This window comes from uncultured Serinicoccus sp., from assembly GCF_947500995.1.
Taxonomy (GTDB): Bacteria; Actinomycetota; Actinomycetes; order Actinomycetales; family Dermatophilaceae; genus Ornithinicoccus.
On sequence record NZ_CANMUA010000010.1, the window covers coordinates 54331 to 68545 of the forward strand.

A 14215-nucleotide genomic window follows, 5' to 3' on the forward strand; every position below is an offset into this window, starting at 1 on the left:
CCACGCCTCAGCCCGCCTTTCCGTAGGTGGTGACGTCCAACCTGCCCGTGACCGCCGCAGTGATCAAGGCCGCACGCCGCTCGACCAGCAGTTGACCAAGTGAGCGCTGCCGCTGCAGTTGGGCACCGGTGCTGGACATGAGCTGGTCGATCTCCGCCACGATCTCGTCCTGCTCCGATGATGGTGGGCAGGGGAAGTGCTCGGAAGAGAAGCCGCCGAAGTCGAGGTTCTGGATGCCTGTCGTTTGCTTGGTCCACTTCTCGGTGATGCGCGTCAGGCGCGCGGCATAGAAGGCGTAGAGCCAGTACCTATGGTTCATGCCGTCCTGGAGCCGCAACCGTGAAATGAAGTTGGAGCAGACTGCCTCAGTGTCGCTCTCGAAAGAGACCACGAACCCGACGGGGTTGGCCTGGGTTCCGCCTGACCTCTCGATCAGGAGGTCACCCCGGCGCAATCCGCGCCGACGAACGTCCTCGACCGACACCTCACGAAGCGTTGGGATCGGGTCGGTTACCTGCAGCCGCTCCCGGTCGAAGTCTGCCACTCGAGCGCACGGGGTACCCTCCCCCTCCACTGCGGGATCGGAACCCCACACACCCGTTTCGACGGAAGCGAGAACGTGGCGCAGCGGCCTGGTCTCCCAGTGCTCCGGCATGTCACCGATCCAGTCGACCCCCGACGCTTCACGCTTCGCCGCGCCCTTGCCCCCCGTGATCAGGCCTAGAATCACCGCGTCTCGATGCTCCAAGACGGAGCGTGTCAACGCTTCCTGCTTAGCGATCAGCGCATCGATCTTCGCCGTCTCCCGGTCCAAGAAGTCAGCGACAGCACTCTGCACCCGTAGGGCGGGTGCAGGCACCCTGAAGGCGGAGACCTTCTCCGCAGTGAAGTGAGGGATCGTGGCGACACTCGTCTCCAGCGCGATGCGCCCCGTGTCAAGGGCCGACTGCAGCGCGTAGGCGAGAAATCGACCGTCTGCCCTGCCTGCCTTAGGTCGGATGCGCACGATGGAATTTTGGTAGCCCCACCCTGGCATGTCTGCCGCAACTCGAAACGCACGCCCGAAGCCGGCACCGCCTTCGACGACGAGGACGTCGTCACGTCGAATGTCAAGGTCCCTTGCCTCAACCGGCGAGAACGGCATGGTCTTGGGCGTTGCCTCGTGCCACCGACCCATAGGTTGGATGTGAGCCGCCCGCACGTAGGGCAAGTCGACGGACCCGTCGGCACCGGTCGACTGGATCATCTTGCCGAGCGTCACGCTGCCCAGATGGCTCAGACGAGCCTCGCGAACCTGAGTCACGACTCGAGCTCCGCGAACAGGTCCTGGATCTCGGCAATGAGCCGCTTGACGTCGGCGTCAATATCCTCGAGCGGGCGGGGTGGAACGTACTCGTAGAAGTGGCGGGTGAAGGGGATTTCGTAGCCGATCTTGGTCTTGGCGTGGTCGACCCAGGCGTCGGGGACGTACGGGAGGACCTCACGTTCGACATACTCGTCGACGTCCTGACCGAGAGGGACGTTCTCGGTGTCGCGGAGCTTCGGGTCCGGCTCCGGGTTTGCTTTGGCGTCCGCGCAGACCTCCGCGGTCTCGTCCCGTTCACCGAGCGCGGCGTGAATGGCCTTGCGGACCGGTGATCCGACCTGGAGGCTGGCCTCCCCGAGCGCCTTGCCCAGGGCCTGGTCGAACGCGGGCCGCTCCTTCCACACGGTGTCGCGGTCGAGAGTCTGCAACGCGCGACGGAGCTGCTCCTGGGTAGTCTCGTCAAGCTTCTGGACGGCGTTGGCCGCGATCGCCGCATCTATGCGCTCAGTCGTGGCCTGGTAGGCCAGGCGTAGCGGACGTTCGACGGTGATGGTGTGAAAGCCGAAGGCCTCGCCCGGGAAGACCTTGGAGCGCCTGTCGGCGGTGTTGTCGAACGCGGCGTACAGCTTGACGAGGGTCTCGATGCCGGCCGGCGCCAGCTCCTTGCGCTTGGACCCCAGCGACTTGCGCATCTTGGTGAACATGCCCGAGCCGTCGATGAGTTGGACGTAGCCGCGGCGCTCGGACGGCTTCTTGCGGTCGAGGACCCAGATGTAGGTGGCGATGCCGGTGTTGTAGAACATGTCGGTTGGCAGGGCGATGATCGCGTCGAGCAGGTCGGACTCGATGACCCAGCGGCGGATCTCCGACTCGCCTGATCCTGCACGTCCGGTAAACAGGGGCGACCCATTGAGGACGATCGCTGCCCTTCCTCGCACATTCTCGTCGTCGGGGTCGACTGTCCGCATCTTGTCGATGAGGTGGAGCAGGAACAGCATGGATCCGTCGGAGACGGCCGGCAGGCCGGGCCCAAAGCGTCCGTTGAAGCCGAGCTGCTTGTGCTCCTTGACGACCTCGCGCTGGGAGGTCTTCCACTCCACCCCGAACGGCGGGTTGGAGAGGCAGTAGTGGAAGTCCTTGCCCGCGTGGGCGTCGTCGGTGAGCGTGTTTCCCAGGGCGATGGCGTCCACCGGCTGACCCTTGATGATCATGTCCGCCTTGCACACGGCATACGAGCTGGGGTTGATCTCCTGCCCAGCCATCAGCAGCCGGGCGGCCGGGTTCTGCTCGCGCAGGTGCTCGTCCATCGTCGAGAGCATCCCACCGGTGCCGGCCGCGGGATCGTAGACGCGACGGTTCACAGCCTTGCCCGGGGTGGTCGCGTCCTCGTCGCCGACCAGCAGCAGGTCGACCATGAGGGCGATGACCTCACGGGGGGTGAAGTGTTCACCAGCGGTTTCGTTGCTCGCCTCCGCGAACTTGCGGATCAGCTCCTCGAAGACCGAGCCCATCTCGGTGTTGCTGACGTGCTGGGGGCGCAGGTCGAGCTTGGCGAACTCCTGGACAACCAGGTAGAGGGCGTTGGCCTCCTCGAGCCGCTGCACCTGCTCCTCGAACCCGAACCGGGTGAAGACGTCGCGAACGTTGTCGCTGAAGCCGTCGACGTAGGACAGCAGGTTGGCCTTGATGTTGGCGCTGTCGCCGGTCAGCGACGGGAGCGTGTAGGGCGAGGTGTTGTAGAACGAGTACTTCGCTGCCTTGCGCAGTTTGACGTCCAGCAGGTCCTTGGCCGTCTGGTCACCCGAGCGCTTCTGCTCGGCCAGCACGGCCTCTTTCGTCGCTGCCAGAACGCAGTCGAGGCGGCGCAGGATCGTCATCGGCAGGACGACGTCGCCGTACTCCTTGGGCTTGTACGGCCCGCGCAACAAGTTGGCGATGGACCAGATGAAGTTGGCGTCCGGCTTCGACGGCAAGGTGGGGCGTCCTCTCGTGGTGCGTGCCCCCATCCTCGACCATCACCGAAGAGCCTCTGCGCAGCGGCCTTCCCGCGCCGCGACAGTTGCCGATTCACTGCTCGACAGATCGGCGTTGGACACCGGTCGCGCACCTGGTGGTTCCGTCAGTTGCGGTTGAGCCCGTGTCGGCGGGAGTCGAGTGCACGCTTGTAGTGGCTCTCGGCGGCGTTGATCTCCCGCGTCGGCGTGGCAGGGTCAAACACGCGCAGCACCGAGAAACGGAAAGTCATCGGGTCACGTCCCTTGAGCTCCACGTTCCCTCCGTGGCCGTTGGCCGCGTAGGCAGTCCAGCGCTGCAGCACACTCTCGGTGCCGTCTGCCTTGCCGACGTACTGTCGACCGTCCCGGGTGTCGGTGATGAGGTAGATGCCCATGACCGATGAGAGCGCGGTTCGCCAGGTGGCGTACCGGTGCTCACGGACCACCGCCTGCAGCTGTGAGTAGTCCAACGTGAGCGCGTCGAAGCCGGGGAACCATACAGGCTCGGCGTCGGCGATCTCCATGACCGGATAGCGCGCCGCCGTCGTGGCCTTGAGCGCCCAGGTGCGCGGTGACCTCCAACCGATCACCAGACGTGACTGCAGGTCGCTCAGCTGGTCCGACCGCTCCAGGTCGAACGTGCGCCTGACGCCGTCGTTGGAAGTCTCACCATGATTCCGGACCACCGACCACAGGCGAGCACGGTCACCGCCCTCGGGCAGGAACACCACCCAGACGCCGGGCGGTGCGGCCGGGAAGGCGCGGGTGTTGGCCGACTGATTGCTGGTGTAACCCATGATCTCGGCATCAGAGGAGTCCCCGTGGATCCCCGCTGATCCGTCCCCGTGCTCACGCACGTAGGCGTGCCGAATCACCAACGCCTCCAACGGGTCGATACCGGCGCTGTCCATGACCTGCGCGAACGTGAGCGTCATAGGCCTGCCTCCGTGTCGATCAGCACACCGCTGAAGCAACACTCATAACGAAAAGTGATGAAGATCGCTCTTACGATAACCGTGGGGAATGTTACATAGGGACGGTCGCTGCGCAAGATTGGCTGCATCTCGACACTGGTGCCCGCCCTCACGCGGGAGACGACGAGCCCCACGGCCACCGCACCCGCCGACGACGGCGCCTAGAAGTTGCTCGCCATGTTGGTGAACCGACTGTAGTGCCCCTGGAAGGCGACCACCACGGTGTCCGTCGGGCCGTTCCTGTGCTTGGCGACGATGACGTCCGCCTCGCCCTCACGGGGTGACTCGCGCTCGTAGAGCGACTCGCGGTGCAGCAGGATGACGACGTCCGCGTCCTGCTCGATCGAGTTGTGGACGGCGATGCCGTTGGCCACGAAGTTGTGGTTGCCCAGCACGGTCGCGTCGTAGACCTCCTCGATCCCCACGAGCTCGACGGAGCGCACCTCGTCCCAGAAGACGTCGTTCACGGCATACAGCTCCAGCTCGGCGCTGTTCAGCACGGTGGCGATCCGGCCCAGCCGCTCCCGGGAGGGAGCGTGCCGGTAGAAGGTGCTCCCGCAGTACTGCGAGCCTGCCGCTGCCTGCAGCTGCCGGGTGGTCATGCCGCGGTCGCCCATGACGCGCCGCACGTCACCCCAGATCTCTCGGGGCACGGTGTCGACGTTGGTGTTGGCCTGGCGGTCACGGATGACCTCGAGCAGCTGCGCCGCCGAGGCAGATCGACCACCGAACACGCCGATCTCCTGGAGGAAGCGGCGCTGACTGTCCGATCCGGAGATGTCCAGGGTGTAGCCGTCCCGGTAGCCCGTCTTCCGCACGGTGCGGATGCGGCACGAGATCCCGAATCTCAGCAGCAAGCGGCTGATGTCGTCGACGAGACGTCGGGAGGTCGAGGCGTAGTAGACGCGGCCGCCGTCCTGCGTCCGGTTGACCGTCACCGACCCGTCGGTGGCCCAGAGGTGGTGTAGGAAGAGGCCGATCTGCCGCTTCGACAGGTGGAACACCTGCTCTGGGACGAACTTCTCGTGGCTCCGCCTGTCGAACACGCCCAGGTCGTCCAGCCACTCGGCGATCGGGTTGCGCCGTCCCCGGGCGAGCCGGAAGGGCGCCCGCAGCCGCAAGGTCGTGCATCGCGCCGCGGCATACTCGTCGCGGACGGCCATCACACCGAACGACAGGGCCGCCGCGGTGACCGCGCGCAGGTTCTCCTCATCGATGGAGGCATAGCGCAGCGGCTGCCGCCGCAGCATCGACCCGTCCCCCAGCATGTGGGCGAGCAGCACCACACGGTGGTCGTCGTCCCACGGCTCGTGCTGCTCGGGTGCCGGCACGTGACGCGGCACCGCGAGCCGGTCTCCGTCGTGCAGGTCCCCCAGCTGCTTCCAGCCGTCGTAGGTCAGGAAGGGATGGTTCTCGGTGGCAGTGACCGTCTTGCCCGAGGCCAGGGTGAGCCGGAACACCGGCTTGCGGCCCGTGCGGAAGACGTGGGTCAGGTGCCGTCGGACGTAGCGGAGGGACTCGTCCAGCGACCAGACGGGCACATCCTTCGCGCCTCGTTCGTGCAGCTCCCCCAGGGTGACCTCGGCACCGGTGTCGGCACGCAGGACACGGGTGTCCGCGGTGAGACACCCGGACTCGCGCAGGTCGCTCATCTGCGGCTTCTTGTCCGTTCGCTGCTCCGGCCCACGGTTGAGCTGGGAGAGCGCGATGACCGGCACCTCGAGCTCCTTGGCCAGCAGCTTGAGCGCCCGGGAGAACTCGGCGACCTCCTGCTGGCGCGACTCCACGCGCTTGCCCGAGCTCATGAGCTGCAGGTAGTCGATGATGACCATCCGCAGGTTGTTGCGCTGCTTGAGCCGGCGGCACTTGGCCCGGATCTCCATGAGCGACATGTTGGGGCTGTCGTCGATGAACAGCGGCGCATCGGTGATGCGGCCCTGCGTCTCGGCCAGCCGCGTCCAATCGCGGTCGCGCATGTTGCCCTTGCGCATGTTCTGCAGCGGGATCTCCGACTCCGCCGACAGCAGGCGCATGGTGATCTCGGTCCGGCTCATCTCCAGGGAGAAGACGACCGTCGCCATCTGGTGCTTGATCGCCGCGGCCCGGGCGAAGTCCAGGGCGATGGTCGAGTTGTGGGTCGGGATCATGGACCGACCCGCAAGATAGAGGTGGTCACGAGCGGCCACCTGCACGCAGCGCACCGGGACCGACGCCACGGAGCGGATCTCACGGACGGCCCAGGTCTCCGGTTGGTCTCCGCCTCGTCCGATCTGCAGACTGTCTCCGGCTTCCAGAGCGGTGACAGCTTCTCCGGTCGTCAGGACGCGGTGCCCGTCACCCTCAGCACATGCCCACAGATGCTCCTCGTCGGCCACGATGACCGACCCGTCGGAGAACTCCACCTCGTAGCAGGGACGGTCGTGCATGACCTCGGTCGCCGCGACGACGGAGGTCGGCCGACCGTCAGCCCCCAGCAGCTCGTCACCGACGGTGACCTCGCCCATGGTGGTCCAGCCGCCGGGCGTCGGCAGCGGGGTCTCCAGCGCGAGCGCCTTCCCGACAGCCGGGCGGGCGGCGATGATGACCATCTGACCGGGGTGCAGGCCGTTGGTCAGCTCGTCGAGCTCGGCGAAGCCCGTCGGCACGCCGGTCATCTCTCCCGAGGACCCGGCCGCGTGCTCGATCTCGTCCATCGTGGGCTCGATGAGCATGCCGAGCGCCTGGTAGTCCTCGCCGCCACGCTTGTCCGCGACGGCATACACCTCCGCCTGGGCGGCGTTGACGATGTCCTCGACGTCGCCGCCCTGGTAGCCGATCTGGACGATCCGCGTGCCGGCGTCGACCAGCCGGCGCAACACCGCTCGCTCGGCGACGATCTCGGCGTAGAACGCGGCGTTGGCGGCTGTCGGCACCTCGGCGATGAGCTGGTGGAGGTATGCCGTGCCGCCGATCCGCTGCAGGTCGCCCCGCTTGGTCAGCTCGTCGCCGACGGTGATCGCATCCACCGGCTCGCCGCGCGAGTAGAGGTCGACGCAGGCCTCGAAGATCGTCTCGTGCGCGGGGCGGTAGAAGTCCTGCGCCTTGACCATCTCCGAGCACTCGGCGATGGCATCCTTGGACAGCATCATCGAGCCCAGCGCGCTACGCTCGGCGGCGACGTCCTGCGGCGGCAGGCGGTCCTCCGGGCCCCCACGCGGGCCCTGGTCCGGCGGTCCGTAGACCTCCATCTCGCTCAGCGCCATACCGGCCTCCCGACTATCGAACTCCTGTGCGGACCAGTGCAGCACCGCCCACCGACAGACCCTCGCGCGAAGTCGCCGACGGCCCACCGTACGGCCCCGGGACCCGGCCCGCAGCACTGCCCTGTGGAGGACGTGTGGACACCCTGGGGACACGGTGGGGACGACAGACCGGCACGCCGCAGGCAGGTGTGGACAGTGCTGTGGACAGCCCAGAAACTTGAGTCACACCACCGCGCTGACCTGCAAGGACTCCCCGCACACCCTGTGGAGGAAAAGTCTTCCTCGACCCCCTCGGGAAGGTTGACACCCCCACCCGCGTTTAGCACTCTATAAGCACGAGTGCCAATGCACCCGCGTCGAGACAAGGAGGAACCCTGATGAACCGCTTCGACCCGCTGCGCGAGATGGACCGCCTGATGTCCGAGCTGCGCACGGCCCCCACCACCGCGTCCGCCATGCCGATGGACCTCTACCGCGCCGGCGACCACTTCGTCGCGCGTGTCGACCTCCCCGGGGTCGACCCGGGGTCGATCGACATCGACGTCGAGGACCGCACCCTCACCCTGCGAGCCGAGCGCCGGGAGCAGACCGACGTCGAGCAGTGGCTCTCTCACGAGCGGCCCGCCGGCACCTTCGCCCGGCAGCTGACCCTCGGCTACGGGGTGGCGCTGGACCGCATCGAGGCCGACTACACCGACGGTGTGCTCACGCTGACCTTCCCGGTGGCCGAGGAGGCCAAGCCGCGCAAGATCACCGTCACCCACCGCGGTCAGCAGAGCATCGAGGGAGAGCGCGTGCCGGAGGAGGCCGCAGCCCGATGACCGGGGGTGTCGCCCGCCGGTGACAGACTCGGTCGGGTGAGCCATACCGCACCACGGGACGGCCAGGCCAGGGAGATCCTGCGCCTGGCCGTCCCGGCGTTCCTCGCCCTCGTGGCCGAGCCGCTGTTCCTGCTCGCCGACTCGGCCATCGTCGGCTACCTCGGCACCTCCGCCCTGGCCGGCCTCGGCGTCGCGAGCGCGGTCCTGCTCACCGCCGTCAACATCTTCGTCTTCCTGGCCTACGGCACCACGGCGGTCGTGGCCCGTCGCCTCGGGGCCGGTGACCAGCGCGGCGCCGTCAGCGCCGGCATCGACGGCATCTGGCTGGCGCTGCTCCTCGGGACGGTGGGCGCGGTCGTCACCGCCGTCCTGGCGGGGCCGCTCGTGCAGCTCTTCGGCGCCGGACCCGACGTCTCGGCCGAGGCGGTGACCTACCTGCGCTGGTCGGCGCTCGGCATCCCCTCGATGCTCGTCGTGCTGGCTGCGACCGGCGTCCTGCGGGGCCTCCAGGACACCCGCACCCCGCTGGTCGCCTCGGTGGTCGGCTTCTCCGCCAACGCCCTGCTGTCGCTGCTGCTCGTGCACGGCGTCGGGTGGGGCATCGCCGGCGCCGCGATCGGGACGGTCCTGGCACAGACGGGTATGGCGCTCGGCCTCGTGGTCGTCGTCGTCCGGGGCGCCCGCCGCCTGGGGTCCTCGCTCACCTTCCACGGAGCCGGGGTGCTGCGCGCGGCACGCGGCGGCATACCCCTGCTCGTGCGGACCGTCGCCCTGCGCGCGGCGCTGCTGCTCACCACCTGGTCGGCGGCCGGGCTGGGCGACGAGCAGCTCGCCGCCCACCAGGTCGCGATGACGGTGTGGTCCACGCTGGCCTTCGCGCTCGACGCCCTGGCCATCGCCGCCCAGGCGCTCACCGGCAAGACCCTGGGGGCCGGCGACCGCGAGGGGACGCGCGCGGCGACCACGCTCATGCTCCGGTGGTCCATCTGGTTCGGGGTCATCCTCACCGCTGTGATCCTGGCCCTGCACCGGGTCATCCCCCTCGGCTTCAGCCAGGACCTCGACGTGCGCTCCGCCCTGGGCGCGGCGCTCGTCGTCGTCGCGGTCGGGCAGCCGATCGCCGGCATCGCCTTCATCCTCGACGGGGTGCTCATCGGGGCCGGGGACACCCGCTGGCTGGCGTGGGCGCAGACCGCGGCGACCGTGGCCTACCTCCCGATGGTGCTCGGGGTCCGGCTCAGCGGGGTGGACGGCACGACCGGCCTGGTCTGGCTGTGGGTCGCCTTCACCGGCTTCATGACCGTGCGCGCCCTGCTCATGTGGCGTCGCGCCCGCGGGGAGACCTGGATGGTGGTGGGCGCCGAGCGCTGAGCCGCGGGCCTCAGCGCCGCAGCCGCTCGCACCCGTCCAGCGCCACGAGCAGCTCGGCCAGGCCGGGATACCGCGCCGGTCTCCCCTCGACCGGAACGTCGGTGGGCTCGGCGCTGCGCCCGCACCGGGCGACCGCCTCGTCCACCCCCTCACCCAGGGAGTCGAGCATGTCCTCCCGGCTGGCCGGGGACAGCACCCAGCCGAGGGGAGCCTCGACCGCGGGACGGCTCGCCTGGGTGACGACGTAGACGGTCGGGACGTCGGGGCTGACCGCGACGGTCAGCTCGCGGGCCCGCTGCAGGAGCGCAGGGGTGTCCTTCTGCGTGGACGCGGCGCTGCCGTTCCCGACGAGCGGGACCAGCACCTCCGACACCGGCTCCGGCGGGGGCTGCACCAGGTCGCTGCCGCGGCCGTTGTCGAGGTAGACGACGATCGGCACGACCCGCGCGGTCGGGTCCTGCGCGGCCGCCTCCGCCAGCAGCCGGGGCGCCAGGTCGACGACGGTGCCGAGGCCGCTGCCCTCGGCATAGCCACCGTCGATGAGCTGGGCCTGCGGTGCGTCGCCGCAGGGGCCCACCACGCCCGAGGGCGTCACGTAGGGGAAACGCGCCGAGGTCATCGAGGCCGTCGACGCCGGGACCGACCCGACGCACGTCTCCGTCCCGGGTGCGGACCCCTCTCCACTGGCGGGCGCCGGGGGCAGGTAGTCGGCGTAGAAGTCCCGGCTGTAGGCCAGCGGCGAGCCCAGGTCCGCGCAGTCCGACACCGGGCCGGACCCGAGGTCGACCTGGCTCACCAGCACCCGGCACCCCGAGGAGGTGGCCGTCGAGTTGAGCACCAGGGCGGCGCTCAGCTGTCCCGGAGGGCGGTCCTGCGGCGGGTCGAGGAAGTCGCCCGCGAGGCCCGGCGAGCTCTGCTCCCACGCCAGCTCCATCAGCGCCGCCCGGTCGTGCCACCCCTCTCCCGGTGCGTCCGACCCCGCGGGCAGCCCGGTCACGGCATAGGCGGGGTCACGGACGAGGAGACCGAGGCTGGCCTGGGCCAGCGCGTCCGGGGCGCCCATGGCCCAGACCTCGTCGACCGCACGGGCCTGGTCGTCGGCGAACCGGCTCACGGCCAGCCCGACCGAACCACCGCTGACGCCGCTGGCGAGCAGGACCGCGTCCAGCCCGCAGGGGTTGTTCAGCCCGATCTCGCGGAGCGCTGCAGCGCTCCAGTACGCAGCCCGGATCCCACCGCCCTCGGCCGCCACGAGGATCATCGGGCGGGCCGAGCCCTGCGGTGTCTCCACGAGGCAGTCCTCGGTACGCGCCAGCCAGTCGGCCACCGCGTCGGACAGGGGTGCAGGGCGGGCGACCGCGCCGGGCACCTGCCCGGCCAGCGACCCCCGGATGCCGTGGACCTGGTGGCTGCTGCCCGGGACCAGGGCCGCGACGACGACAGCGGTGAGGAGGAGGGCCACCGGAGCCTCGCGCAGCCGCAGGGCCGGCCACCAGAAGAGCTGCGGCGGGGCGTAGAAGTGGTGGAGCACCACGCTCGAGCCCACCAGCAGCATGAGCGCCCCCAGCCCCAGCATGACGACGCCGATCACCCCGAGCACGGCGGACAGGCACACCGGCCAGACCGCCAGCGCGACGACCACCGCGGTGCTCACCCAGATCAACGACCACGCCAGCCACCACAGGCGCCGGGACCCGGGCTGCGTCGGCCGCCCCCACGGTCCGATCTCGTCCTCCCCCACCACCGTGCTGGTGCCGGCACCGGGGGTGAAGAGCCCACCGCCCCAGCGCAGCGCCTGGAGCCGGTCGATGGCCCACGGCCCGAACCACCACACGACGATCGCCGCGGCCAGCGCGAGCAGCGGCACGCAGCGCTGGAAGGACGTGCCCTCGCCCAGGACCGTGAGCACGAGGTGGGAACGGATGAGCGCCAGGGTGCCCACGACCAGCCCGCTCAGCGCCAGGATGTCGCCGACGCGACGCACCTGGGCGGCGGTCGCGGCGTCGTAGGTCCTCGGGGGAGGACCGACCAGGGCCGGGGCGCGCCGGGTGGTGACCCACGACCCCAGGACGATGAGCACCGGCACCGCGACGAAGGCCAGGGTCCAGCCCCACCGCACCTCTCCGGTGCCCGCCAGCCCGGCCCACCCCCACAGCACGACGACGACCGCCGGGCCGAAGAGCCACTGCCGCAGCGCCGGCGCGGGACGGGGCGCGAGGTCAGAGGCGCCCACCACCCGACGGGCGACGTTGTCGGCGATCAACCGACCCAGCAGCACGAGGCCGAGGGTGATGAGGAGCAGCAGCGCCGAGGCCAGGAGGGCGTGCACCCAGCCCGGCACGGCGGTGCGACCGTCACCGGTGGCGAACCACGTGCGCTGGATGTCCGGGAGCTGGTCCAGGATCCCGCTGCCCGGGACCAGGGCCAGCACGGCGACCGGGGCGAAGGCCAGCGCCGAGAACCGCTGGGCGTAGACCGCGCGCCCCCGGCGGGAGAGCCAGGTGCGGCCTGCCGGGGTGCCGAGCAGCGCGTACCCGAGCTGCCCCGCCACCGCCAGCAGCAGCACCCACTTCAGGGCGCTGGTCCACGCGGTGATCGGCACCAGGAGCCCGGGCGGGGCCTCGCTGGCCGGCCCGAGGACCAGCAGGGCCAGCAGGACGTTCTCCAGCACGTCGGCGGCCACGGCGAGCCAGACCAACCACGGACGGGGCCAGGTGAGCATCCGCAGGGGAGCCCCCGGCTGCACGGCCCCGCGCGCCACGACCCGGGACAGCAGCGAGGAGAGGAGCAGCCCGTAGGTGACGGCGAGGACCACGTCCACCCCGAGCCACAGCCCGACGAGCAGGTCCGCCTGCGCCATGGCCGCGGCGTCGCCACGCATGCCGAGCTGGTGGATGGCCAGCCACGGCTGCGACGTCGCTCCGGGCGGAGGCAGCGGCAGCCGCGGAGAGCTCACCTGCGCCAGCCCGAGCGAGAACCCCTCCGGGCCGGCCTGGACCATCCGGATGAGCCGGTCGATCTCGGTGAGGGAGATGAGCAGCGCGCCGCAGACCGTGAGCAGGATGAGCGTGCGTCGGGGCAGGGTCGTCGGGTCCATGGTGCTCCAGGTCGTGTGCGCGGCGGGGCCTGCTGGACAGAGCCGATGTCTGCGCGGCAGATACCTGGAGGGCTGGCGACTGGGGGTTACCCCTCGGGTCGGTCGTCGACCTCCCCGTCGCGCTGCCCCAGGTGGATGTGGGCCGGGGCGATCTGGCCGGTGCGGAAACCGGCACGGCCCACCATGTGCGACCCCGCCGGGATGGTCAGCAGCTGGAACAGCCCGATGAGCACGAGCATCCCGATGTCGAGCCCCGAGCGCGAGCGCAGCCCGACGCCCAGGATGACGAGCAGGACACCCAGCACCTGCGGCTTGGTCCCGGCGTGCATGCGGGTGAGCAGGTCGGGGAAGCGCAGCAGCCCGATGGCCGCGGCGAGGCAGAGCAGGGCCCCGAGGAGCAGGCACACCAGCCCCAGGACGTCCAGCACGTCGACCACCGTCATACCGATCCCTCCCCCTCCGGGGTGCGACGCCCGCCGGCGGGAGCCTGCGGACCGGCGTCCCGTTCGCCGACCTCGAGCCGGTCCGGCACCGGCTCGGGCGCCGGCGTGTCCCGGTCGCGGGCGACGAAGCGGGCCACGGCGACCGAGCCGAGGAAGCCGACGAGGGAGAGCGAGATGAGCAGCGGCAGCGTGGTCCAGGCGTCGCTCAGGGCGGCGTAGGCCCCCAGCGCGCAGATGACGATGGAGACGAGGACGTCGGTGGCGACCACCCGGTCCAGCACGCTGGGTCCGATGGTGATGCGGATGAGGGTCAGCGTGGCGGAGACCGCCAGCAGCCCACCGACGATCCAGGTGAGGACGAGCTCGACGAGGTCGATGGTCACGGCGCCTCCTGCGTGGTCGTGGTCTCGGGGCCTGCTCCCCGGCTGCCGTTCCGGTGCCGACGAGGGTCCAGCACCGAGGCCGGGTCGGGATGCAGGGCCCGCAGCACCCGCGCCTCCTGCGCCCGCACCTTGTGCCGGACCTGCTCGGCCTGGTGACGCGTGCGCACGTTCAGCGCGTGCAGCGTCAGCACCCGGCTGCCCGGGTCCAGCTCGACGACCACCGAGCCCGGCACCAGCGAGACCATCTCCGCGGTCAGCGTCTGCAGCAGCGGGTCGTCGGTGGCCAGCTGCAGGTCCATCACCACCCCCGTGGCGACCGGCCCGGGCCGGACCGAGAGCCAGGCCACCTCCACCGACGCGCGCACGAGGTCCACGAGGAACCGACCGAGGAGCACCAGCAGCCCCAGCGGCCGCACCCGCAGGTGCAGGTCCACCCGGGGGAGCGGGAAGAGCACGAGCACCAGCAGCGCGACGAGGAGCCCGCCCAGGAGGTTGAGCACGTTGAGGGAGCCCCACAGCAGCACCCACACGACGGTGAGCCAGAGCAGGCCCCACGGGGACACGGGTGGGAGCAGGCGGCGCAC

At 70.1% G+C, this 14215-nt stretch carries 10 protein-coding genes; 2 read left to right on the top strand and 8 right to left on the bottom strand.

The annotated features are described in order from the left end of the window. Window positions 1-7: 7 nt before the first annotated feature. The 4 genes from Q0967_RS15355 to Q0967_RS15370 all read right to left on the bottom strand — a co-directional run bounded on the left by Q0967_RS15355 (window position 8) and on the right by Q0967_RS15370 (window position 7516). On the bottom strand, window positions 8-1303 hold the full coding sequence (locus tag Q0967_RS15355; protein ID WP_299450852.1) for a restriction endonuclease subunit S: 1296 nt from the start codon (window positions 1301-1303) through the stop codon (window positions 8-10). Next, entirely contained in the window at window positions 1300-3279 is a 1980-nt protein-coding gene (locus Q0967_RS15360; RefSeq protein ID WP_299450854.1) for a class I SAM-dependent DNA methyltransferase, read from the bottom strand. The genes Q0967_RS15355 and Q0967_RS15360 overlap by 4 nt, the downstream gene beginning before the upstream one ends. Window positions 3280-3425: 146 nt before the next feature. Then, the gene (locus tag Q0967_RS15365) at window positions 3426-4235 is read right to left on the bottom strand and encodes a GIY-YIG nuclease family protein (protein WP_299450856.1); all 810 of its coding nucleotides are present in this window, start codon (window positions 4233-4235) and stop codon (window positions 3426-3428) included. A gap of 200 nt (window positions 4236-4435) precedes the next feature. Then, entirely contained in the window at window positions 4436-7516 is a 3081-nt protein-coding gene (locus tag Q0967_RS15370; protein WP_298752101.1) for a replicative DNA helicase, read from the bottom strand. 374 nt (window positions 7517-7890) lie between these two features. Here Q0967_RS15370 and Q0967_RS15375 point away from each other — a divergent pair, with 374 nt between their 5' ends. Both Q0967_RS15375 and Q0967_RS15380 read left to right on the top strand, forming a co-directional pair. Next, window positions 7891-8337, top strand: a complete 447-nt coding sequence (locus tag Q0967_RS15375; RefSeq protein ID WP_298752186.1) for an Hsp20/alpha crystallin family protein — start codon at window positions 7891-7893, stop codon at window positions 8335-8337. 36 nt (window positions 8338-8373) lie between these two features. Next, on the top strand, window positions 8374-9708 hold the full coding sequence (locus Q0967_RS15380) for an MATE family efflux transporter (RefSeq protein WP_298752098.1): 1335 nt from the start codon (window positions 8374-8376) through the stop codon (window positions 9706-9708). 10 nt (window positions 9709-9718) lie between these two features. Here the strand turns inward: Q0967_RS15380 and Q0967_RS15385 are convergent, their stop codons facing one another. The 4 genes from Q0967_RS15385 to Q0967_RS15400 all read right to left on the bottom strand — a co-directional run bounded on the left by Q0967_RS15385 (window position 9719) and on the right by Q0967_RS15400 (window position 14215). Next, complete coding sequence (locus Q0967_RS15385) at window positions 9719-12805, bottom strand: hypothetical protein (RefSeq protein ID WP_298752096.1); 3087 nt, start codon at window positions 12803-12805, stop codon at window positions 9719-9721. A gap of 86 nt (window positions 12806-12891) precedes the next feature. After that, window positions 12892-13248 (bottom strand): monovalent cation/H(+) antiporter subunit G, encoded by a 357-nt coding sequence (gene mnhG, locus Q0967_RS15390; RefSeq protein ID WP_298752094.1) that lies wholly within the window; start codon window positions 13246-13248, stop codon window positions 12892-12894. Beyond that, the gene (locus Q0967_RS15395) at window positions 13245-13631 is read right to left on the bottom strand and encodes a monovalent cation/H+ antiporter complex subunit F (protein ID WP_298752092.1); all 387 of its coding nucleotides are present in this window, start codon (window positions 13629-13631) and stop codon (window positions 13245-13247) included. Before Q0967_RS15395 ends, mnhG begins: the two co-directional genes overlap by 4 nt. Further along, window positions 13628-14215 (bottom strand): Na+/H+ antiporter subunit E, encoded by a 588-nt coding sequence (locus Q0967_RS15400; RefSeq protein ID WP_298752090.1) that lies wholly within the window; start codon window positions 14213-14215, stop codon window positions 13628-13630. Before Q0967_RS15400 ends, Q0967_RS15395 begins: the two co-directional genes overlap by 4 nt.

What these genes read in the sequence shown, in the direction of transcription:
- Q0967_RS15365 (WP_299450856.1), bottom strand. Translation starts at nt 4,235, where the DNA reads ATGACGCTCACGTTCGCGCAGGTCATGGACAGCGCCGGTATCGACCCG.
- Q0967_RS15370 (WP_298752101.1), bottom strand. Translation starts at nt 7,516, where the DNA reads ATGGCGCTGAGCGAGATGGAGGTCTACGGACCGCCGGACCAGGGCCCG.
- Q0967_RS15385 (WP_298752096.1), bottom strand. Translation starts at nt 12,805, where the DNA reads ATGGACCCGACGACCCTGCCCCGACGCACGCTCATCCTGCTCACGGTC.
- mnhG (WP_298752094.1), bottom strand. Translation starts at nt 13,248, where the DNA reads ATGACGGTGGTCGACGTGCTGGACGTCCTGGGGCTGGTGTGCCTGCTC.